Here is a 22,510-nt window from a genome sequence, read left to right on the forward strand (position 1 = left end):
AGTTTTTAAAGTTTCAAGGTTGGTTTAAAGATCGGTGTTTTCTAAAATTGCCATTTTTTCGGGACCCTAACTTTTCTTAGTTAAAAATTACGTAGATTAGTTTTCAGTTCAGGCTTCATTTGAAAAGGTCGAATTCGCCGGTATTGGGACTTGCCTATGAAAAAAATTTACCTTCTCCTCCATATAGCTTCCCTGTTTCAGATTGCTTTCATAATTTTTCTTGTGCCAAAGCTAAGCTTTGGCCAAAATTTGCTAAACAGCAAACAGACAAGCCATTTTTCATACATATACAAAATAACTGACCTTGAAGCCGAAGTTATTTACACCTCCGGCGAAAAAGGAATCAAGGAATCATTTTTTCATACTTTGATTGATTCATTTCCTATGAGTGAAGAATATCAAGGTGATTTACCTGATGGTCATTATTTGAAAACTTTTGCTTTGAAAAACAGACAAAGGATTGAAATTACGTCAATACAACCTGTAAGAATTTTTATTATCAAAAACGATAGGGATCTAAACATCCAAGTTTATGGGCCGGACGAAAAAATCATCAAAAAGGCCGAAGTAAGTGCTGACGGGAAAAAACTAACCTTTGATCCCAAAACCGAATCTTACCAAGACAAAAAATCCAATAAAAGCGGGGTAGTTAAAGTTACATATGCAGGAAAAACGAGTTTCTTTTTTTTGGAAAAAAAACTGAATAATTCAACATTCAAAATCACCAAAAACAATATCCTCTACGGCACCCCAATCCGGTATGTCTGGATACCGGTAAGGTTTGTTCTTTTGATTCCGGTAGACGGATATAAGTCGATAAAAACCGGTTACGTCCAGGGTTCCATTTATAAGATTTCCGATTTTTTCCAAAGAGCTTACCATAGCACTGCTTGTATTTTTGATGATTACCATTGCGATTGGAGAGATTACAGTTCATATGAATCACATGTGAAAGGCTATATGGTTTTTGACAAGCCTAAATACAAACCGTTGGATACCTTAAATATGAAGAGCTATTTGGTCAACAAAAGAGGCAAACCATATACCAATGAAGTAGAGTTAGAGCTGTATCAGGGTTCAGAAAAAAAATATTCCACAACGGTTCAACCGTTTCGGGAAGGAGCTTTTTCGTACAGTTTACACCTTCATGATTCCCTTAAACTCAAGCTGGACCAGTATGCACAAATTCGCCTGCTTGACAAAAATAAGGATGAATTGATGTCAAGAAATTTAGAGATAGAAGAATATGAATTAAAGCGGAACAGTTTGGAAATCAGCTTATCCTCAGACATACATGTCAGGGGAAAGGAGCAAATTTTAACGCTATCTGCAAAAGACGAAAATGGACTAAGGATTAAAGATGGAAGGGTACAAATTTGGGTTTTCCCCCACCATCCCAAAATCTTTCACGACAGCATTGTCTTTTTACCTGATACATTACAGTTTCTTGAAAGGGAACTCTTGACTAATGGCCCAACAGAGATAGCTATTCCCGATTCCATTTTCCCTATGGTAGATTTGGACTATGCTATCAAGACAGTATTATTAAATGCTGAAAATGAACGCTTGGAGGAAAATATTTCAGGGTTTTTCAAGGCTTTTGCCGAACCATTTTCCATGATGTTGGAAAATGATTCGCTATCTGTCAAATACAATAATCCGAAAGAATCAACTGAAAAAATCTTTCTCTTTGGAAGAGATTATTTCGGAAACAAAGAATTGGTGGAAAGCATATTACCCCCATTTAGAATTCCTTTCAACCCATTAATTTCAGAATATATTGTTGAATATTCAGGTAAAGATCAGGTGTTTTCAGTTGCAGAGGAAAGCGCAAAAGTCTCTGTGGTAACTTCCCGCAACCCTGAAGAGGTAACCTTTGCCATACAAAACCCCCGCAAAGTTCCTGTCACATACTTTTTATACTATGGCAATAATTTGGTTCAATCAGGTCAACAACCAAGTCAAGCAGTTCGAATCCGAAACAAGGGCGAAAAGAATTACTTTCTGTCACTGAATTACCTATGGGCAGGAGAAATACAATACCAAACCTATCAAATTCCTTTGCAGAAATACAGGCTGCAAATAAATTCTCAAGAGCCTGTATTAATTTATCCAGGCGAGGAAACTGATATCCAGATAGAAGTAAAAGATTATAAAAACCGCCCTGTGGAAGGGGTAGACCTTACAGCTTTTGGATTGACCAAAAAATTCAATTTCGAAGCACCTTCCTTGCCTTCACTTGGAAAAAGTCCCAAAGGAAAAAAACTGATCAACAACTTCACCATTACCAACACTAAGCCTGACCTGATTGAGATACCTCTAAACTACCCTGCATGGAAGATAATGGCTTCCTTGGATTCAATATCATATTTTCAGTTTATTTACCCAGAATCCAAACTGTATAGATTCGAACATCCTACTGAGAGTGGCTTGACGCAGTTTTCTCCATTCATACTTAAAAATGGGAATTTTGAGCCAGTTTCGGTTATTTATGTAGACAAGGTTCCGGTTTATTTCTATTGGAATACTATTCAGCAACCTTATTCTTTCCCCATTGATCCAGGGTATAGACAACTGAAATTCCGATTGGAAGATCAGATCATAACTTTAGACAGTGTTTATTTTGAGGCCAATAAGCGGACGATTATTTCCATTGATCCTTCCCTTTATAAGGGTAAAATGAATGTTGAAGAAGCTGAACTGGAATTTTCTCAAACGGAGAAAAACCACCTTTACAATTACATCTTTCCCTACAGAAACCCCTTTATCAGAGGCTTTTCTTATTTGAAGACAGACAAAAATGTGATCAACCTGGGTTTGGGTAATGGCCCAAATTCAAAAAAGACCTATTTGGCAGGTCCTGTCTATGGTTTTTTGGATTTCAAATTAATCAACGGATTCACGACAGGCTTTCACCACGAACCTTATTATGAATATGACTTTAGGGAAGGCTTGCTCAAAATGAGATCTCTGAATGAATATATCCTACCCACCCAATCCTCCAGGGTATCTATATCGCATCCATTAGGAGAACAGGTAATGACTGAGGAAAAATTGTTTGAACTTTGGCAGTCACACCTGGAAAAGTTAAGGATAGAAAAAGCACAATATATTAACCCCAATAATACAACTAAAGGGAGAGGGAGATTAGAATTGGGATTTGATAAACAATTACCCATGGAAAGCCTTCCGATCAACGTTTTGATTTTCAATCAAAGCAATTTGAATGACATCAGGATTTATCCGGGAAACGCAAAGGTTTTTCACGACTTAAAGCCCGGAAAATATGAAGTCTTTTTACTTTTTAAAGGATCTTCCTATTCCAAGATTGATTCGATCGAGGTCCTGAAGGATGGATTGAACTTCGTAAAAGTCCCGTTTCCTATTTCTCCGAAAAAGGATGCTTTCAGTCAAAAACTCGTGCAATTGATAGAAAAGAATCTTTTCAATGATAGCCCTTCAGATTTACTTTTTGAACAAAGAGAATTAGTGGGATTCCAAAGAACCTATTTGGAAAATAATAAATATTCTGGACCTGGGATTTTGGTTTCAGGGTATATAGTAGATGAAACAGGATTTGGATTACCCGGAGCTACAGTCATTGTCGAAGGATTGGCCCATGGGGCGAGCACTAATTTGGATGGCTATTATGAATTGGTCGTGCCATATGGCTATTCGGAGTTGGTGGTTTCATTTGTTGGGTATAAGTCTACCAACTTCAGGATTAGCCAAGGAATACCTGACAGAATTCAAATGGAACCTGATGTCAGGGCACTTTCAGAGGTAATTGTGACCGGATATGGAGTGATGCAAACCAAAAGAACTTTATCTTATGCTACGACAGTAGTCGATGCTGAATTTGATTTTGAAGAAGTGGAAGGAATGCTTCAAGGCAGAGTTGCGGGAGTAGCTATCCAAGATGCAGGAAAAGGAGTCAATCTTCAGATAAGGGGAATGTCTTCTGTAAACTTTCAAGAAAAGCCCCTGATATTGATTGATGGGAAAGTTTTTCTTGGAGAATTGAATTTATTGGATTTAACCCAAGCGAAAAAGGTTGAAAGTCTTCTCGAGGAAGAGGCTTTTAAACGGTTTGGTGAAAAGGGTAAGAATGGTGCTATCCTGATATATTTCCAAGAAGAAAAAATCAATGATCAAACTCAAGATGAGGGATTGGATTGGGAAAATGCCGGAGGCGGGAAAATCCGGAATAATTTTTCGGATGTTGCATTTTGGCAACCTGATTTGATTACAGATGAGGAGGGAAAAGCAAGTTTCAAAGTCAAATTCCCCGATGATATCACAGCTTGGCAAACACATGTGCTTGCAATGAACGGGAAGAAGCAAAATGGCAAAAACCAAGGTTTGATAAGGTCCTACATGCCAGTGGTGGCTCAATTATTTATTCCTAGATTTTTGATAACCAATGATACAGCAAGAATTCTCGGAAAATCACTGAATTATATGGGAGATTCTTTGGAGGTAGAAACAGGGTTTGAAATCAACGGTAACCCAACCTTGCCAAAGCGGACTGGAATCCTTACGGATATCCGGGTAGACAGTCTCACTTTGGTCTCAAAAGATTCTCTCAAAATCCAATACCAATTACAGACCAAGAAAGGGTTCAAGGACGGAGAAATCCGAGAAATTCCTGTCTTTCCTCAGGGCATGTCCCAAACCAAAGGTCATTTTGGCATCTTGGAAGCAGATACTGTTTTCACTTTGATAACGGATACCTCAGCGATGGCTTCCAAATTAACATTTTGGTCAGACCTTTCTGGGATTTATGAAGAAGAATTGGCATTTATCCACTCCTATCGCTATTTATGCAATGAGCAAATGGCATCCAAAGTCAAAGCACTTTTGCTTCAAAGAGACCTTGACTTTTGGAAAAGCAAGCCATTTGAGCAAGAAAAAGTCCTTCGTAAACTGATAACATCACTCCAAAGAAACCAACAGTCAAATGGAATGTGGGGTTGGTGGAATGATTCCGGGGAAAGTCTTTGGATCACCCTTCATGTGGTGGAGGCATTGGGGATGGCTCAAGAAAAAGGGTTTGAAGCAGGATTTTCCAAACCTGCTTTGGAAGAAGTACTACTTCGGTATTGGGACAAGGAAAAAGATTTTGAAACCAAATCAAAAATCATTCATGCTTTTATTTCTTTAAGAAGTCAAGTGGGCTTCACGAGGCTGATGGAAGATTTGGAAAAAACCAAAAAAGAAACTGTTTCACATGATTTGGGTCTGTTGTGGATTAAATCCAGGCTCAATCAGGAGATTTCAATAAATGAATTGGATAAATACCAACGGAAGTCCATTTTAGAAAATACATATTTTGGTTCAGGTTTGGAAGAATCTAATTGGCAAAACGGGGACCTTGCCTTAAGTCTTTTGGCATACAAAATCCTCAAAAACAATCAAAATACACCAGATTCAGTAATCAGAAGTGTCCGGAATTATCTTTTTGAGAAAAGGGAAAAAGGAAACTGGATCAATACCTACCTGTCGTCTAGGGTTTTGGAAACGTTAATTCCTGAAATGGTAAAGGAATCTAAATTTGCCGGAAACCAATCGGTCATAGTGGAGGGAGATATCGATGTCAGTATCTCCAAATTTCCATTTATCGAAGAATTCAAAGCCACACAGCCTTTGGTAATCAATAAAAAAGGAAATCTCCCTTTATATTATTCTTATTCCGAAAATTTCTGGAATCCAAACCCAGAACCTAAAAAAGGAGCTTTCGAAATCACTACTCGATTTGAGGAAAATAATGGAAACATGCTCAAAGCAGGCACTGAAGTGGCATTGATGGTGGAGATCACGGTAAAAGAAGATGCTTCTTTTGTAATGATCAACGCGCCTATCCCCGGCGGTTGTAGCTATGGCAATAAATCCAACCGCAGCAATTGGGAGACCCACCGGGAATACTTCTTGGAGGAAACAGCAATTTTCTGCGAAAATTTGCCAAAAGGGAACCATACCTTCAGAATATCCTTAGAACCTAGATTTACCGGAACGTACACCCTCAACCCAGCCAAAATAGAAATGATGTACTTTCCTACTATCAATGCCAATGAAGGTCTAAAGAAAGTAAGGATAGAAGATTAATTCGAATCCGAAGAAATGGGAATAGATTGTTCTGAGTCATGTTCTTTTTTCCGGCCTTTATTAAAAACCTTGTAACTTATACCCCATATCAAAATATGATATCATGAAGAAATTATGCTTTTCCGTTCTTTTCGTTCTTTTCAACTCAGTCCGTGTATTTTCCCAAGAAACTGAAAAAACTGCTCCAATTCCCGATCCATTGGTTTTTGAGACTTCCCATCAAGGGACTTTTCATGGGAAAGCTATCAGCTACAAGGCCATCTCTGGGGAAACATTTCTCAAAAACAGTGAAGGTGAACCTGTTGCGGCACTTTGGTCCACTTCCTATATCAAACCCGAAACCGATTCCGGCATGCGGCCCGTCACCTTTATTTTCAACGGAGGTCCGGGTTCCGCGTCGATTTGGCTCCATATGGGAGTCTTTGGTCCCAAAATAGTCAAGGTGGATTCTGATGCCAAAGCAGATGATGGGGCCGCCCCATTTGACCTCGTCAATAATGAATTGGCTTTGTTGGACATTACAGACTTGGTATTCATCGATCCAGTGGGGACAGGCTACAGCAAGGTAATCGGCAAAGGTAAGGCAGAAGATTTTTGGGGTTTGACAGAAGATGCCAAATCAATCGCCCAATTCATCCGCCTTTGGATTACCAAACATGAGAGGTGGCAGTCTCCAAAATATATCGCAGGTGAAAGCTATGGAACGACAAGGGCCGCCGCTGTCACTGCGGCATTGGAAGGTGGAGGGCAGGCCGTGGCTTTGAATGGCCTGATCTTGATATCCCAGGCATTGGATTATCAGGGTTCGACTTCAATGCATGACAATATCGCATCCTATTTCACCTATTTTCCCACCATGGCCGCCACTGCTTGGTACCATGGCAAAGCCGGTCAGGGGAAAAAACTGGAAGATTTTGTAGCGGAAGCACGGGCATTTGGCTATAATGAATATTTGCCAGCATTGTACAAAGGCAACCAATCTACATTCGAGGAAAAAGAAAAAATTGCTCAAAGACTATCCTATTTTTTGGGACTGAAAAAAGAATATATTCTTCTATCTGACAACAGAATCCTCACAGGTAGATTTAAGAAGGAATTGCTTAGAAAAGATGGGAAAACCATAGGGACTTTAGATGGCAGATATCTTGGGGAAGAAGGCGACCAAACTGCAGCTTCACCGACCTTGGGCGATCCTTCGAGCTATGGCATTGATGCGGCTTATACTGCTGCCCTGCACGAGTATTTCGCCAAAACACTGAAAGTCAAAGTGGACCGTCCTTACCTGACCTCCAACGGCAGTATTGGTGGCAAATGGAATTGGAGGCCTGTTCCTGAGGGTTCTTATTGGGAACCTTCTTATGTCAACGTAGCACGAAGCCTAGGCGAATCCATGCGCCGCAACAAAGACCTGAAAGTCATGGTGGCCAATGGGTATTATGACCTGATCACGCCATTTTTGGATGCAGAATACACCTTTGCACGACATGATATCCCGATGGAAAGGGTGCAGATGTTTTATTTCGAAGGAGGACACATGATGTACAACCACCGACCGGATTTTGAAAAATTGGTGAAAGATATCAGGGGATTTATCCAGAAATAATAAAGGAATACACAAACACTACTTTGATGAACGATCAAGATATTCAAAACATTCCCGAGTCTTATTTTGCCATAGATGAAGCCACCAAAGTACTTGGTTTCACAATGCCATCAGACATGCTTACCTGTTCGCTGTTGAGGACCTTGGCTGCGTCCAAGCCTTCGGGTAGATTTTTGGAATTGGGAACCGGAACCGGGCTTTCCACTTCATGGATCTTAAACGGAATGGATAAAAGCAGCACTTTGATTTCAATCGACAATGATAAATCGGTTTTGAATATTGCCAAAACACATTTGGGAAAAGACTCCCGTTTGTCACTTGTCCTTTCCGATGGGGAAGATTGGATTCTTAAAAATATAAATAAGCGCTTTGATTACATTTTTGCTGATACCTGGCACGGAAAATACCTACTATTGGAAGAAGTACTTGACATGCTAAATCCTGGAGGCTTATATATCGTGGATGACATGCTTCCCCAATCCAACTGGCCTGAAGGCCATGCCGAAAAAGCCATCGAATTTGTCAAAAAGCTTGACCAAAGAACAGACTTGAAGCTGACGAAATTGGATTGGGCGACAGGAATTATCATCGGTGTGAAAATTAAGTGAAGGAGAGAAATTACCCAACTTTCCTGTTTTTTTATTTACATACGAAACCATTTCTCTTTTTTTCGCATTTACACACCTGACAGTTTCAATCAAAAATAACCTTTATGGAAAAGCCGGATTTCAATATCACCGAAGTCAATAAAATCATCCGTGGACGTAGGTCCATGTTTTTTGCCCAATTCAAAGAAAATGATCCTGTAGATGACGCCGTCATCGAGGAAATACTGGAAAATGCCACTTGGGCGCCTTCACACAAATTGACAGAACCATGGAGTTTCATCGTATTTGCAGGAGATGGAAGACAGAAGTTTGCTGATTACCAATCTGAGTTGTACAAAGAAAGAACAACCAAAAACGGGACTTTCAACGAAGCTGCCTATATGAGGTTCAAAGAAAATCCTTTAAAAGCATCTCATATCATCGCCATAAAAATGAAACATGATCCCAAAGCAGGTCTTCCTGTGATGGAAGAAATAGCAGCTGTAGCCATGGCTGTCCAAAACATGTACCTTTCGGCCTCTGCCCATGGTTTGGCAGCGTTTTGGGGGACGGGAGGGCCTACATTTTGGCCTGAAGCGAAGCCTTGGTTTGGCTTGGAAGAAGAGGACATGCTGATGGGATTTTTCTATATCGCAAAACCTGCAACTGAAAATTGGCCAGTCGGAAAAAGAAAGCCTGCTGCTGAAAAAACTGATTGGGTAAGGTAAATAAAGAGAGTAAAAAGTAAAAGGTAAAAAGTAAGAAGTCATAATCGAAAACCTCTTACCTTTTACCTTTTTCCTAATTTCACTTTAAACTGATTACATGCCTCTATATTGTGGAGGCTCGATTCCATTGGCGCGGATGTAGGAAATAGCAGCACCACGGTGATGCGTAGTGTGATCATCCATCAAGCCAATCACCTGACGTCTTGATCCGGTTCCCCCAAATATTTCGACTACTTCAGCCAATTCTGCCTCACTGAGTTTACCTACAGTCGTTTTGGCATAAGCATAACAGTTTTCGACAAAAGCTTTCAATTCTGCTTTTGTGGCTGGTTTGGCATCAGCTGCAAAACTCGGAGCTTCACCCTTTAAAAACCTTGAACCAATCATTACCATTACTCCAGAAAGATGGGTAATCTGCTCGTTGAAACTCATAGCTCCGGCATCAGGCTTATAATCTAAAAGATTATCAGGCATTTTGTCCACAACTTCAAGCGTATACTGCTTACTATTGTCCCATTTGGCTACAAATTCTGAAATTGTAGTCTGTGCGTTGGCAATAGCTGTAGTACATACCAATGCAAATACGACCATTGCGATTTTTGAAATTAGTTTTTTGGCTTTCATAAAAATTGGATTTTGATGTTTTTCTATAAATATCCGTTATCCACCACTCAAATCAAACCATTTTGATAAATTTGAGCCATGATGAAAAGGAATTATATACCGTTGATTTTACTTTTTATACTTCTCAGTTGTAGTTCGGATTACCTTCCAAAACCCAAAGGGTATAACCGTTTGGACCTTCCTGAAAGGGAATTTATTGCTTTGAAAAATGATGTACCCTATTCGTTTGAGCATTCTGTGCACGCCAATGTGGAGCCGGATTCTTTTAACCTAGCCGAAAAATCCTGGATCAACCTGAATTATGAATCTTTGGGAGGAAAAGTCCACTTGACATATTTGGCCTTGGATACTGATGGAAAAGACATCAAAACTGTGGTTAATGATGCCATCAACCTCACCGCAAAGCATCAGATCAAAGCATATGGTATTGAAGAATCCATGATGCTGACACCAAAAGGATATACCGGTGTTGTAGCCGAACTTTCTGGAGAAGTCCCTACACAATTCCAGTTTTTTGTAACCGATTCGACCAGGAATTTTTTGAGGGGAGCTTTGTATTTCAATACGGCTATGAAAAATGATTCACTTGCTCCTGCCATTGAATACATCAAAGTGGACATGATCCATTTGATCAATACACTTGAATTCAAAAAATAAAGCCATCCAATTTTTAACTGGATGGCTATTTAATGTTTAAAGAAGCGGGTTAGAAAGTAAGTTTTTTCCAGCTTTTGATAATAACGGCTCCTCCTATGATAGCAACAATAGTCGCTATACTTGCAGGTACGGCATTTCCGTATATCCAGAATCCCACGGCAAACAAAGCTGAATAAACCATGATGGAACCAACAAGCATCAATCCTATTTCCATAGGCAATTGTCCCTGTTCCTGCTTTTCATTGGGATACCTGTCCAATAATTTTTTCCATCCAAAAGAAGCAGGTCGGACTTTTCGGTAAAAGGATAGTAAGATTTCATCATTTTCAGGTTTGGTAAATAAAGTGACCAAGACCCAACCTACGGTAGTAATTCCCACCCCATAAAGTAATTTGAGGTAAGCTTGGTTTTCAGGGATCAAAATCCATCCCACTTTTGGATTGATCACCTCAAAGAATATTGCCACAATAAATGAAATCAACATCGCAAAAATTTCTGTATAGGCATTGATCCTCCACCAAAACCAACGAAGAATAAAAATCAATCCTGTCCCTGCCCCGATCTGAAGCAAGATATTGAATGCTTCCAAAGCATTGGAAAGTGCCAAAGCAAGGACTGCTGCAAAAACCATCAACAGTACGGTAGAAATCCTTCCAACCATCACAAGTTCTTTGTCAGTAGCTGTTGGTTTCAAAAACCTGAGATAAAAATCATTCACAACATAAGAAGATCCCCAATTGAGGTGTGTCGAAAGTGTGGACATCACTGCAGCAATCAAAGATGCCAGGACAATTCCTATCAATCCTGTCGGCAGGAAAGTCAACATGGCTGAATAAGCCAAGTCATCCCCCAATTTGTCAGCAGGAATATTTGGAAAAGCCACACCCAAATCAGTAATCTGGGGGAAAATAATCAGTGATGCAAGTGCAACAATAATCCACGGCCAAGGCCTCATGGCATAGTGGGCAATATTGAAAAACAATGTTGCGCCGATAGCATTCTTTTCATCCTTTGCGGAAAGCATCCTTTGGGCGATATAGCCACCACCACCGGGTTCTGCCCCAGGGTACCATGTAGCCCACCACTGAATGGCGAGTGGCATGATCAGCAATGGAATAATGAGGTTCCAGTCATTGAAATCCGGTAGGAAATTAAGTTTTTCAGATACATTTGGATGAGTGAGCAAATTATTCAAAGAACCGATTTCGGGCATATCCAAAATGTAAAACGCTGCCCCGATAGATCCTGCCATGGCAATAAAAAACTGAAAGAAATCAGTAAGCAAGACACCTTTCAATCCACCTAAAGAACTATAAATGACTGTCACTACTGAAGCGAGAAGCAAAGTCTCGATTGGACTTAATCCCAACATCACACCGCCGATTTTGATCGCAGCTAATGAAACCGTAGCCATGATGACCACATTGAAGAAGACACCCAAATACAAAGCTCGGAAAGCCCTTAAAAAAGCTGCAGGCTTGCCACTATACCGCATTTCATAAAATTCGAGGTCTGTCGTGAGCTCAGACCGTCTCCAAAGTTTGGCATATACAAAGACCGTTAGCATCCCTGTCAGTAAGAATGCCCACCAAACCCAGTTGCCTGAAACCCCTTGTTTTCTTACAATGTCAGTCACCAGATTGGGTGTGTCTGCTGAGAAGGTTGTGGCTACCATCGATACGCCTAGAAGCCACCAAGGCATATTTCTTCCCGAAAGGAAAAATTCCTTTGCGGATGCACCGGCTGTCCTTGAGGCAAATACACCTATCAACATAGAGATGATAAAAAAGGCCGCAATGATAGCCCAGTCAATGAAGGATATATTCATAATGATTTGGGTTGAATTGATTGAAATTAAGCTGAGTTTATTGATTTTTTTAATTTACTACTCTAAACTTCTTTAATAAATTTTACTAATGTAAATAATATCTCAATAATTGCAAAAGGTAGGATTTTCAATGTTAAAAAAAAGGGATTGAATACAATTACAATCGAAACCCTTCTCTTTGAAAAATAAAGGAAAATCAAATGTTGAATGCACATTAAGAATCTACTGCTGAAATGATTCCAAAAACTTACTTTTGCAACTGAACTTCATTTGTAGATATGTCCTCTTTTTCCTGGTTACCGACCCTCAACAAAGAATATGGATTAGAAATCTCACCTTCTGCTATCCGGTCTTTTGGCGACGGTCATATCCACCAGACTTTTTTGATTGAAACAAAAAGTGCAAAACTTATCCTCCAGCGCTTTAACAATCTTGTTTTCAGATTTCCTGAAAGAATATCCCAAAACCACGCCATCCTTATTGACCAAATCAAGTCAGAGGAACTACCTTATATCTTGCCATTGCCCATTCCCAATTTAGCAGGCGAATTATTTACTTTCATTGATGAGGCTTACTTTAGGATTTCTCCATTTGTATCAGGCAAATGCGTCAATGAGATCGAAAATCCACATCTTGCCTATCTTGCTGCAAAGGCATTCGCCCTGTTTATCAAAGCAGGAATCCACATTCCGGCATCAGAGTTTCAGGAAGCCATTCCGGGATTTCATGACCTGGAACTCCGATACAACCAATTGTTAGAGGCTTTGAAAAACACCAAAAGAATCTTGAGCGGAGAATTAAAAGAACTGGTCGAATTCTATTTAGGACAAAAAGACTTGGTGGATCAATATCTCAGTTGGAAAGAAAAATTACCCTTAAGATTGACCCACAGCGACACCAAAATCAATAACCTGATTTTTGCTGATGACTTTTCCAAAGTCAATGCTGTAATTGATTTGGATACCCTGATGGCGGGATATGTCTATTATGATTTTGGGGATTTGGTACGGACAGTGGCTTGTACGGAAGGCGAAGGTTCAAAGGATTGGGAAAAAATCAATGTGGACAATGCCAAATACAATGCTCTATTGGAAGGATTCTTGGAAGTGGGCAATGGAGTTTTTACAGAAGAGGAAATCAATTCCCTTTCATTTGGAGGACTGATGATGACCTGTATTATGGGATTTAGGTTTCTGGCGGATTACCTGAAAGGAAATATCTACTACACCATTCACTATGAAGAACAAAACCTCCACCGGGCTAAAAATCAGATGTATTTATTGAAAGGATTGAGGGAACTCGTAAAATAATTGTCTAAAATTTTACCCAAAATGTTGAAGGTAGAAAATTAAAACTTTTTAAGTATGCACAATTAAACCTACCCTTAGGTTAGTAATCACCTTCTCCCAAACTCTGCTTTTGCTTCCTCGAGAAAGCTGACAAAATTCAGGACATTGGTATCGTAAGCTTTTGGCTTGACAAGCAATTCTTCATTGTGGTCCAGGATCACATAATAGGGCTGCGCATTGTTGTTGAACTTCGTGATCTGGAAATCAGCGTTTTGCTTGCCAATGGTTTTTTTCTCCTTTCCATCATAATCAGACACATACCATTCGGCTTCCGGCAGTTCATACCGCTCATCGATATACAAAGCAACCATCACAAAATCTTCCTTCAGCCTTTGCAAAACCTGCGGATCTGACCACACACGGGCTTCCATTTCCCGACAGTTGACACAGCCGTGGCCTGTAAAATCAATAAACAAGGGTTTTCCCTGCTTCTGTGCGGCGGCTAAAGCCTGTTTGTAATCAAAATACCCTTGGATGCCATGAGGGAAATGCAGGAAATCAGCATATTTCGGGTTTTCTCCCAATTGATTGTCTTTAGTGATCGCGCCTGCCCTACTTTCCATCACATTGAAGTCATGGGTCGCCATGGGAGGAAGGTAGCCACTCAGGGCCTTCAACGGAGCTCCCCAAAGTCCTGGAATCAGATAGACCACAAATACGAAAGTAGCTATTGCCAACATTAACCTTGGAACACCGATAAAGTCCATCGGTGAATCGTGCTTGGTCCTGATTTTGCCCAAAAGATACAATCCCAAAAGGAAGAAAATCACAATCCAAATCGTGATATAAATGTCTCTGTCGAGCAATCCCCAATGGTAAACCTGATCAGCAACGGAAAGGAATTTGAAGGCCAAAGCCAATTCCAAAAATCCCAATACCACCTTTACCGAATTCAGCCAACCACCGGATTTAGGCAGGGAATTGAGCCATTCAGGGAATACTGCAAACAAGGTAAAGGGGATAGCGAAAGCGAGCGAAAATGCAAACATCCCCGCTATCGGGGTAATGAAATCCCCGCCTGCAGCCTTGATCAAAATAGATCCTACAATCGGTCCTGTACAAGAAAACGAAACCAACACCAAGGTAAACGCCATAAAGAAAATCCCTGCCATTCCACCTTTGTCCGCTTTGGCATCGATCTTATTCACAAAACTGCTAGGCAAGGTAATCTCAAACATGCCCAAGAAAGCAAATGCAAAGAAGATGAAAATAAGAAAGAAGAAAACATTGGGCAGCCAATGGGTTGAAAGCCAATTGGCAAATTCTGGTCCCTGGACCGCCGCAACTGCCGTCCCGGCGATGGTATAAATAGCGATAATGGACAAGCCATAAATCCCGGCATTGCGGATTCCTGAAATCCTAGACTTGGATCTTCCTGTAAAGAAAGTCACCGTCATCGGAATCATCGGAAACACACAAGGTGTCAACAATGCCGCCAATCCTGCCAAAAAAGCAACAAACATAAAACCCAACAATCCACCCTTACTACCTTCGTCTTCAAGGTCCACAAAAGACCTTTCTTGGCTTCCGTCTGAGACTTCCGCTTTTTCCTGAACAGGTTCAATGGCTGAAACCGAAGAATCAGCCTCGGATTTTTCAAGATTGGAGTTGTCAGCTGCAGATTCAGTAGGAGTTGGTGTTAAGTTGGATGAGCCCTGTGCAGTGGCTTTGATCGTAAAATCTTCCTCATAAAGGATACATTGCCCGGTCACATCCGAGCACATTTGGTATTCTACCGTTCCCTTGATTTCCACATTTGGCTCGGTGATGGAAATCTTCTGCCGAAATTCTGCTGCAATCGAAAAATACGTGATATCTGCCTCCCAAACTTCATCAAATTTCTTCTTCGGATTGATCGGTTTCAGCTTTTCGGTGGCCGAAATCCCTTTTGATCCTTCCAGGCTTAGGCTGGTAAGTACAGGACCGGCATTCTCATCAAAGTCATTGGAATAGATATACCAATTTCTAGGAATTGATGCTTTCAACACAATTTCTGCTTCACCGCCGACTTTGAGGTCCGGATTGGCAAGTTGGATATTCCACTTTGGTGGAGACACCACTTGGCCAAAAGAGGTTAGGCTTATCAGAAATAAGAAGAAAAAAAGCAGTGAAGGTTTGAAGTATTTTGACATTGCGGTGTGATGTAGGCGAATCTGATTGATAAAGGTGGTTTTGAGCAAAATAGTTCAGACAAATAAGACACTATTCCCACAAAGGCACTAAGACACAAATTGAATTTGGTTATCAGCTATTAGGTTATTTGAAATGCTATTTCAATTGTTCAGAGGCGGAAACTTGATATTACCTCGGTCTTCCGACTTTGATCAGATAACTTAGAATTCTTACCCTTTAGAAGTAGAATTTTGGGTTACCCGCAAATTAAGCATATACGGATATAAATTTTTGCGTCTTTGCGTCTTCGCGAGATACTTTTTTATTTATTTGCTTCCTCCTTGAAGTGTTTGAAAAACAAAGCAATCGTCTCTATTCCCATGAAATAATTCTTGAGTCCATAATGCTCATTGGGAGAATGCAATGCATCGGTATCCAAACCGAATCCCAACAATATCGGATCAAGTCCCATTACTTTTTGAAATAAGGCACAAATGGGGATGGAACCTCCCTCTCTCGTCGGGATGGCTTTTTTGCCAAAGGCTTCCATGATAGCACCTTCGGCCGCCCTATAGCCGGGAGAATCTGTTGGAACCACTGCTGCTGCCCCACCATGATGGGAGATGACTTTTACTTTAACCGATGCCGGAGCGATGGATTTGAAATGGTCTTCAAACAATTTGGCGATTTCCTTGTGGTCTTGGTTAGGAACAAGCCGCATAGAGATTTTTGCAAATGCTTTGGAAGGAAGTACCGTCTTCGCACCTTCTCCGGTATACCCCCCCCAAATGCCGTTGACATCCAAAGTCGGACGGATTCCGACCCGCTCGATGGTGGTATATCCTTTTTCGCCTGAAACTTCTGCGATATCGAGCTTCTTTTTATAATCCTCCAGGTCAAATGGCGCTTTGTTCAATTCCTCCCGGTAAGCAGCGGAATATTCTTCCACTTTGTCATAAAATCCCGGGATGGTTACATGGTTGTTTTCATCGTGTAGTGAAGCAATCATTTTGCAAAGCGTATTGATCGGATTGGCGACTGCACCTCCAAAAGTTCCGGAATGGAGGTCTTTGTTTGGGCCTGTCACCTCGACTTGCATGTAAGCCAATCCCCTCAAACCTACAGTCACAGAGGGATCCTCCATAGAAATCATGTGTGTATCCGACACAATGACCACGTCAGCTTTGAGTTTTTCGAGATTTTCTTTGACAAAAATATCCAGGTTCTCAGAACCTACCTCCTCTTCACCTTCGATCATGAATTTGATATTGCAGGGCAAAGCATTGTTGGCCATCATGGCTTCAAAAGCCTTTACGTGCATGTAAAACTGACCTTTGTCATCTGCTGATCCCCGGGCAAAAATAGCCCCATCAGGATGTCTTTCGGTCTTCTTGATGATAGGTTCAAAAGGCGGCGAATCCCACAATTCATAAGGATCGGCAGGCTGCACGTCATAATGGCCATATACCAATACCGTCGGTAAAGCAGGATCAATGATCTTTTCGCCATAGACAATCGGATAACCGGCGGTCTGACAGATTTCAGCTTTGTCTGCACCGGCTTTAATCAGACTTTCTTTGACAAAGTCAGCGGCTGCAAAAACATCATTTTTAAATTTGGGATCGGCGCTCACAGATGGGATGCGCAAAAGGTCTAAAAGTTCGTTCAGGAACCTATCCTGATTTTCTTGGATATACTGTTTAACTGACATATTTGGGGTTTTTAGGTCCCGCAAAGACGCAAAGGAATGGCTCAATGTTCCAAGCGCTTATACAATACAATTCCTTGCAGGGAGATTAACTTCAATATTGGTCAAAATTACGTTTTAAATAAGGAATTGCCTATTTTACCAAAAACTTTTATCTATGAAAGCCATCCTTTGCACCCATCACGGACTTCCGGAAACTTTGACTTATACTGATATCGTTGATCCAGTTTTGGAAGAAAAAGAAGTTCTCATCCGAGTCAAAGCCTGTGCGGTCAATTTTCCTGATGTTTTGCTGATTCAGGACAAATACCAGTTTAAGCCTACACTGCCCTTCTCGCCCGGGGGCGAGGTTTCGGGTGTGATTGAAAAAACCGGAGCTGGGGTCAAACACCTCAAAGAAGGACAAAGGGTGTTGGCACTTTGTGGTTGGGGTGGTTTTGCCGAAAAAGTAAAAGTTGGAGCGGACCGTGTTTTCCCTATTCCACCCCAAATGGATTATATGACAGCAGCTTCTACCCTTTACACTTTTGGTACGGCCTATCATGCATTGAAGGACCGGGCAAAAATCCAACCCGGAGAAACGCTTTTGGTTCTTGGCGCTTCCGGAGGGGTGGGTTTGGCAGCTGTGGAACTAGGGAAAGTAATGGGTGCGATAGTATTCGCCGCGGCCTCCACTGCTGAGAAATTGGCTGTTTGCAAAGAAAAAGGAGCTGACCACCTGATCAACTACGAAAGCGAAAACATCAAGGAAAGAATCAAAATACTCACTGATGGCAAAGGAGTAGATGTGGTATTGGATGTAGTGGGTGGCAGATACGCTGAACCCGCTTTGCGGGGAATGGCTTGGAAAGGCAGATACCTAGTGGTCGGATTTGCAGCAGGAGAGATTCCAAAATTGCCGTTCAACTTGGCTTTACTCAAAGGTTGTGATATCATGGGGGTTTTTTGGGGAAGATTTTCAACCGAAGAACAAAAACAAAACCAACAAAATATCATGGACTTGGTAGGAATGATCCAAACCGGCAAAATCCGGCAACATATTCATAAAGTATATTCGTTGGAAGAATCACCCCAGGCTTTGAGGGATATGATGGACAGAAAGGTGGTGGGAAAAGCAATGGTTGCTGTTGAAGAGGCAAAAGAGGAAAGCAAAGAAGCGAGAGACGAGAAGCGAGAAACGAGAGATGGCAGTATCAAGTATCAAGACGCAAGTATCAAGTCGATCGAGGAGGAATCTTCCGAAGAGGGCGAACGAATGTATAGAAGTGTGGAGGATTTGAAAAAGCAGGTTGGAAAATCATTGGGAACAAGTAGTTGGATAACAGTTTCCCAAGAAGTGATTCAGAAGTTTGCCGAAGCCACTGAAGATTTTCAATGGATCCACATCGATACCGAGAAAGCAGCAGCCTTATTGCCGGGAGGGAAAAACCTGGCCCACGGATACCTGACTTTGTCACTTGTTCCCAAACTGATATATGAAATCCTACCTTTGGAAGGTGTCAAAATGGCGCTGAATTATGGTGTAAACAAGGTCAGGTTTCCTTCCCCAGTCTATTCCGGCGATCAGATCCGGCTGAAAGCCACGTTGACCAATATGGAAGAAAGTCCCGATGGGAACACGAAGCTATTTATCCAAGCCGAAATGGAATCTAACCATGCCGACAAGCCTGTCTGTGTGGCCGAATTGATTACCTTGGTCAGGTTTTGAAAACCGACAGCGTGGTTTTAGATAATTAAATAAACCCTAAATGAAAAAGATCCTTTTGCTTCTTGCTGTATTCATTTCCAATTTGGCTGTTTTGGCCCAGGAAAAACCCTGGATGCTAGGTCCTTTCCTCAGACCTGAAAATGCCCGACCGATCATTTCTCCTACGGAAAAAACTTCCTTTCAGGATCCGATGTCGGGAAGATCAGTCGAATGGGAATCCATGGCTACTTTCAATCCTGCAGCCATTCTCAAAGATGGAAAAATCCACATCCTCTACCGCGCGGAAGAAAAACTCGGCGAAAAGGAAATCGGAGGCCACACCTCAAGGTTGGGCTTGGCAGTATCTGAAGATGGGGAAACCTACATCAGGCAGTCTGAGCCTATTTTTTTTCCTACCAATGACAACCAAAAGGAATTTGAATGGACCGGGGGCACAGAAGACCCGAGGATCGTGCAGACCGAGGATGGGTTATTTGTATTGACTTATACACAGTGGAACAGGGAATTTCCACGCTTGGCAGTGGCGACGTCCAAAGACCTGAAGGCATGGGAAAAACACGGGCCGATTTTCAAGGAATTCAAAGATGGCAAATACCACAACCGTGAAACCAAATCAGGTGCCATCGTCACTGAACTCAAAGATGGCAAACTCGTAGCTGCCAAAATCCACGGTAAATATTGGATGTACTTTGGTGTGCCACATATCTGGTTAGCGAGCTCGGAGGATTTGGTTCATTGGGAACCTATTGAAGGATCTGATGGAAATATAGCCCCTGTACTGAGTCCGAGATTGGGATATTTTGACTCATGGTTGGTAGAAGCCGGACCGCCACCGGTGCTGACCAAAGACGGCATCGTCGTACTCTATAATGCCGGCAACCAAAAAGACATCGGTGTCAAAGAATTAGGGAACAGGGTATATACTGCGGGACAGGCCTTGTTTGATAAAGATGAACCATGGAAATTGCACGACCGCACAGATGAACCCTTTCTCAAACCTGAATTGCCTTTCGAAAAATCAGGGCAGTATGTGGACGGAACCACATTTGTGGAGGGCTTAGTATATTTTAAGAATCAGTGGTTTCTCTATTATGGCACTGCGGATTCGATGGTGGGAGTGGTGATTTCCCCCTACGATTGAAGTTTTTAAATTTTCCAGCATCAACTCATATTGTGGGCACTGTAGGATTTGACCATCCCCATGAATTTTTCTTTATACATAGTAGCAGCAGGAAACAGCATTTTCATTTCTCTTTCAGATAAAAGTCTGATTTCGTCCAAATATTGTTGGGCATCTTTTGGATCCCATTTACTTCCTCTACTCAGCTTTGTATTGGTCAATAAAAAGTATGTCAGGTTCTTTGGTAAATACTGGACAAAAGGTAGGGCATAATGCGCTTCCATAAAAAAATGCCTGTTTGGCGTCTGTACAAAATATTTCTTTCCGACGCGAATCGCTTCTTTTGCCATTTTCTGTTGATTTTCCCAAGTGTAGAGATGTTCAATTACCGAATTGGAAAAAACAAGGTCAAAGCTTCCGTTTGCAAACTGAGATAAATCGGTGGCATTTCCGGCCATGCTGCTCAATCCCTTGATTTGTACCTTTTCGGCGCTTAGGTTAAGCATCACGACTTCGACCTTACCCGAATGCAACAAGGCTTGATCTTTCCAAAAGTGTTCCATCCCTCCAATATCCAAAATTCTGACGGGAAAATTTTTCTCAAAATTTTTCTCGATTAGATTTTCAAAGTATTGGAAACGCTGTTTTCTGAATTTATTTCCTAAAGAATTGGGATTATCAGAAGAAGCCAATAAGGCTTTAAAATCCATCATATTAGAATATCAATCTGCTTCTTGGGCAAAGCTATTTATTTTAACAAATTAATTACACCAAAAGTAAGAGGTCAATGATATTCTTTTTTACTTTTGCCAATAATTTCAATGATTTGCAAACACTTTCATCAAAATCCGGAACTATTGAAACCATTTTAGTTAAAACCTCCGTATTTAAATGAAAGATTATTGATTTTTATGAAAAAACGCTTTTATAAATATTTTCCCTGGCTTTTTGTTCTGGGAGACATATTGACAGTTTCATTCTCATTTTTTATTTCCAACAAGGTATTTCAACCTTTTGAAGAATTTAAAGGATTAGATTTTCCTACTTTCCCTGCCTTCATCATGATCTGGATGGTGATTACCATCCTCAAAGAAGACTTCAAAATCGGCAGAACAAATGAAGCGGATCAGACTTTCAAAAAACTTATAGGTTCGCTAGCCTGGTTTTTGGTGATCATTTCGATGATCTGGATGCCATTTCATGACAACTCCCTCAGACTGCTTTCCTTCCTTTCCCTTGCTGCCAGCCTTTTGGTATTCTTGGGAATTTATAGAGTTGGGGTTCATCTTATTTTGAGAAAATACAGGGAAACAGGCCATAACTATAGAAGGGCCGTTATTTTGGGCATGGGTGGCACAAGTGACCAACTAGCGCAAGTGTTCAAGTTGAGAAGGGATTTTGGGATCAAGTTTTTGGGATACTATGATGACAAAGATGTGTCCGGCCAAACCCGGGGAAATATCAAAAAGTTTTTTGAAGAGGCTGTCGACCTGAATATTGACCAAATTTATATCAGCGAGCACCTTGAAGAAAAAAAAGTAAAAAAGGTGATCAATTTTGCTGACGAACATTACATCAAGGTCAAGGTAATTCCGGGAGGATCACTTCAATTGGAAAAGAACCTTTCTTTCTCCAAATATGGCGATTTCTTCGTCATCAATGTCAACGAAATCCCATTGGACAATGCCTTCAATAGGGTATTTAAAAGGGCTTTTGACATCGTTTTCTCGGCTTTTGTATTGGTCTTTATACTCAGTTGGCTTATCCCTTTGGTGGGCTTGTTGATTAAGTTGGAATCCAAAGGGCCGGTTTTCTTCATTCAAGAAAGAAACGGGGAAAACAACAAAGTATTTATGTGTCTGAAATTCAGGTCCATGACGCCGAATGACTATGCTGATACCCATCAGGCTGTCAAAAATGATCCAAGGATTACAAGAATCGGCTCTTTTCTGAGAATGACATCCTTGGACGAAATGCCTCAGTTTATCAATGTGCTTCTTGGCGACATGTCCATCGTTGGGCCCAGACCGCATACCATTCCGATGAATCAGGTATTCAAAACCCAGATTGAAAAATACAATAGCAGACATAAAATCAAACCCGGAATCACTGGACTTGCACAGGTAAAAGGATATCGTGGCGAAATTGAAAATCCATATCAGATCAGATCCAGAGTAAAGCTCGATTATTTTTATATTCAAAATTGGTCGATTCTCCTAGACCTCAAAATCTGTATCCTGACAGTTTATGAATTGGTCGTAAACAGAGAAAATGCCTACTAGACAAATATCTTTTCCTGAATTTTTTGAATTCAGGTCTACAATCAAAAAACCCAAGCCTTGACAGCTTGGGTTAATTTTTTATTGGCTTGAAATGAAATT

14 protein-coding genes are annotated in these 22,510 nt (G+C 41.0%); 9 read left to right on the top strand and 5 right to left on the bottom strand.

Features of this window, described 5'->3' with window-relative positions; all coding sequences use genetic code 11:
• The first annotated feature begins 156 nt into the window (after positions 1-156).
• The 4 genes from NU887_RS14360 (at position 157) to NU887_RS14375 (ending at position 9,023) form a co-directional block, all read left to right on the top strand.
• Positions 157-6,105, top strand: coding sequence for a carboxypeptidase-like regulatory domain-containing protein (locus NU887_RS14360; protein WP_258424075.1), 5,949 nt, complete (start codon positions 157-159; stop codon positions 6,103-6,105).
• A 103-nt stretch (positions 6,106-6,208) separates the two neighbouring features.
• Entirely contained in the window at positions 6,209-7,708 is a 1,500-nt protein-coding gene (locus tag NU887_RS14365; RefSeq protein WP_258424076.1) for a S10 family peptidase, read from the top strand.
• Positions 7,709-7,734: 26 nt separating this feature from the next.
• On the top strand, positions 7,735-8,316 hold the full coding sequence (locus NU887_RS14370) for an O-methyltransferase (protein ID WP_258424077.1): 582 nt from the start codon (positions 7,735-7,737) through the stop codon (positions 8,314-8,316).
• Positions 8,317-8,420: 104 nt separating this feature from the next.
• Complete coding sequence (locus NU887_RS14375) at positions 8,421-9,023, top strand: nitroreductase family protein (RefSeq protein WP_258424078.1); 603 nt, start codon at positions 8,421-8,423, stop codon at positions 9,021-9,023.
• A gap of 93 nt (positions 9,024-9,116) precedes the next feature.
• Here the strand turns inward: NU887_RS14375 and NU887_RS14380 are convergent, their stop codons facing one another.
• Positions 9,117-9,647 (bottom strand): DinB family protein, encoded by a 531-nt coding sequence (locus NU887_RS14380; protein ID WP_258424079.1) that lies wholly within the window; start codon positions 9,645-9,647, stop codon positions 9,117-9,119.
• 81 nt (positions 9,648-9,728) lie between these two features.
• On the opposite strand from NU887_RS14380, the gene gldD reads away from it, so the two are divergent.
• On the top strand, positions 9,729-10,304 hold the full coding sequence (gene gldD / locus NU887_RS14385) for a gliding motility lipoprotein GldD (protein WP_476727040.1): 576 nt from the start codon (positions 9,729-9,731) through the stop codon (positions 10,302-10,304).
• Positions 10,305-10,353: 49 nt separating this feature from the next.
• On the opposite strand, the gene NU887_RS14390 is transcribed toward gldD, so the two are convergent.
• Positions 10,354-12,132, bottom strand: coding sequence for a sodium:solute symporter family protein (locus tag NU887_RS14390; RefSeq protein WP_258424081.1), 1,779 nt, complete (start codon positions 12,130-12,132; stop codon positions 10,354-10,356).
• Between the two features lie 278 nt (positions 12,133-12,410).
• Here NU887_RS14390 and NU887_RS14395 point away from each other — a divergent pair, with 278 nt between their 5' ends.
• The gene (locus NU887_RS14395; RefSeq protein WP_258424082.1) at positions 12,411-13,442 is read left to right on the top strand and encodes a phosphotransferase enzyme family protein; all 1,032 of its coding nucleotides are present in this window, start codon (positions 12,411-12,413) and stop codon (positions 13,440-13,442) included.
• A gap of 86 nt (positions 13,443-13,528) precedes the next feature.
• Here NU887_RS14395 and NU887_RS14400 read toward each other — a convergent pair whose 3' ends face one another.
• Both NU887_RS14400 and NU887_RS14405 read right to left on the bottom strand, forming a co-directional pair.
• The gene (locus NU887_RS14400; protein ID WP_258424083.1) at positions 13,529-15,613 is read right to left on the bottom strand and encodes a protein-disulfide reductase DsbD family protein; all 2,085 of its coding nucleotides are present in this window, start codon (positions 15,611-15,613) and stop codon (positions 13,529-13,531) included.
• A 302-nt stretch (positions 15,614-15,915) separates the two neighbouring features.
• Positions 15,916-17,304, bottom strand: coding sequence for a dipeptidase (locus NU887_RS14405; RefSeq protein WP_258424084.1), 1,389 nt, complete (start codon positions 17,302-17,304; stop codon positions 15,916-15,918).
• Positions 17,305-17,458: 154 nt separating this feature from the next.
• Between NU887_RS14405 and NU887_RS14410 the strand changes: the two genes are divergently transcribed.
• Both NU887_RS14410 and NU887_RS14415 read left to right on the top strand, forming a co-directional pair.
• Positions 17,459-19,009 (top strand): zinc-binding dehydrogenase, encoded by a 1,551-nt coding sequence (locus tag NU887_RS14410; protein WP_258424085.1) that lies wholly within the window; start codon positions 17,459-17,461, stop codon positions 19,007-19,009.
• A gap of 40 nt (positions 19,010-19,049) precedes the next feature.
• Positions 19,050-20,150: a glycoside hydrolase family 130 protein gene (locus NU887_RS14415; RefSeq protein ID WP_258424086.1), complete on the top strand. Its 1,101-nt coding sequence runs from the start codon at positions 19,050-19,052 to the stop codon at positions 20,148-20,150.
• Positions 20,151-20,170: 20 nt separating this feature from the next.
• Here NU887_RS14415 and NU887_RS14420 read toward each other — a convergent pair whose 3' ends face one another.
• Positions 20,171-20,842, bottom strand: coding sequence for a methyltransferase domain-containing protein (locus NU887_RS14420; protein ID WP_258424087.1), 672 nt, complete (start codon positions 20,840-20,842; stop codon positions 20,171-20,173).
• A 198-nt stretch (positions 20,843-21,040) separates the two neighbouring features.
• Here NU887_RS14420 and NU887_RS14425 point away from each other — a divergent pair, with 198 nt between their 5' ends.
• Positions 21,041-22,411: an exopolysaccharide biosynthesis polyprenyl glycosylphosphotransferase gene (locus tag NU887_RS14425; RefSeq protein ID WP_258424088.1), complete on the top strand. Its 1,371-nt coding sequence runs from the start codon at positions 21,041-21,043 to the stop codon at positions 22,409-22,411.
• Positions 22,412-22,510 lie beyond the last annotated feature (99 nt).

The organism is Aquiflexum gelatinilyticum, from assembly GCF_024741135.1.
Lineage (GTDB): Bacteria > Bacteroidota > Bacteroidia > Cytophagales > Cyclobacteriaceae > Cognataquiflexum > Cognataquiflexum gelatinilyticum.

Excerpts from the sequence above, each read along its gene's own strand:
- NU887_RS14360 (WP_258424075.1), top strand. The coding sequence starts at position 157 with ATGAAAAAAATTTACCTTCTCCTCCATATAGCTTCCCTGTTTCAGATT.
- NU887_RS14365 (WP_258424076.1), top strand. The coding sequence starts at position 6,209 with ATGAAGAAATTATGCTTTTCCGTTCTTTTCGTTCTTTTCAACTCAGTC.
- NU887_RS14370 (WP_258424077.1), top strand. The coding sequence starts at position 7,735 with ATGAACGATCAAGATATTCAAAACATTCCCGAGTCTTATTTTGCCATA.
- NU887_RS14375 (WP_258424078.1), top strand. The coding sequence starts at position 8,421 with ATGGAAAAGCCGGATTTCAATATCACCGAAGTCAATAAAATCATCCGT.
- NU887_RS14380 (WP_258424079.1), bottom strand. The coding sequence starts at position 9,647 with ATGAAAGCCAAAAAACTAATTTCAAAAATCGCAATGGTCGTATTTGCA.
- gldD (WP_476727040.1), top strand. The coding sequence starts at position 9,729 with ATGAAAAGGAATTATATACCGTTGATTTTACTTTTTATACTTCTCAGT.
- NU887_RS14390 (WP_258424081.1), bottom strand. The coding sequence starts at position 12,132 with ATGAATATATCCTTCATTGACTGGGCTATCATTGCGGCCTTTTTTATC.
- NU887_RS14395 (WP_258424082.1), top strand. The coding sequence starts at position 12,411 with ATGTCCTCTTTTTCCTGGTTACCGACCCTCAACAAAGAATATGGATTA.
- NU887_RS14400 (WP_258424083.1), bottom strand. The coding sequence starts at position 15,613 with ATGTCAAAATACTTCAAACCTTCACTGCTTTTTTTCTTCTTATTTCTG.
- NU887_RS14405 (WP_258424084.1), bottom strand. The coding sequence starts at position 17,304 with ATGTCAGTTAAACAGTATATCCAAGAAAATCAGGATAGGTTCCTGAAC.
- NU887_RS14410 (WP_258424085.1), top strand. The coding sequence starts at position 17,459 with ATGAAAGCCATCCTTTGCACCCATCACGGACTTCCGGAAACTTTGACT.
- NU887_RS14415 (WP_258424086.1), top strand. The coding sequence starts at position 19,050 with ATGAAAAAGATCCTTTTGCTTCTTGCTGTATTCATTTCCAATTTGGCT.
- NU887_RS14420 (WP_258424087.1), bottom strand. The coding sequence starts at position 20,842 with ATGATGGATTTTAAAGCCTTATTGGCTTCTTCTGATAATCCCAATTCT.
- NU887_RS14425 (WP_258424088.1), top strand. The coding sequence starts at position 21,041 with ATGAAAAAACGCTTTTATAAATATTTTCCCTGGCTTTTTGTTCTGGGA.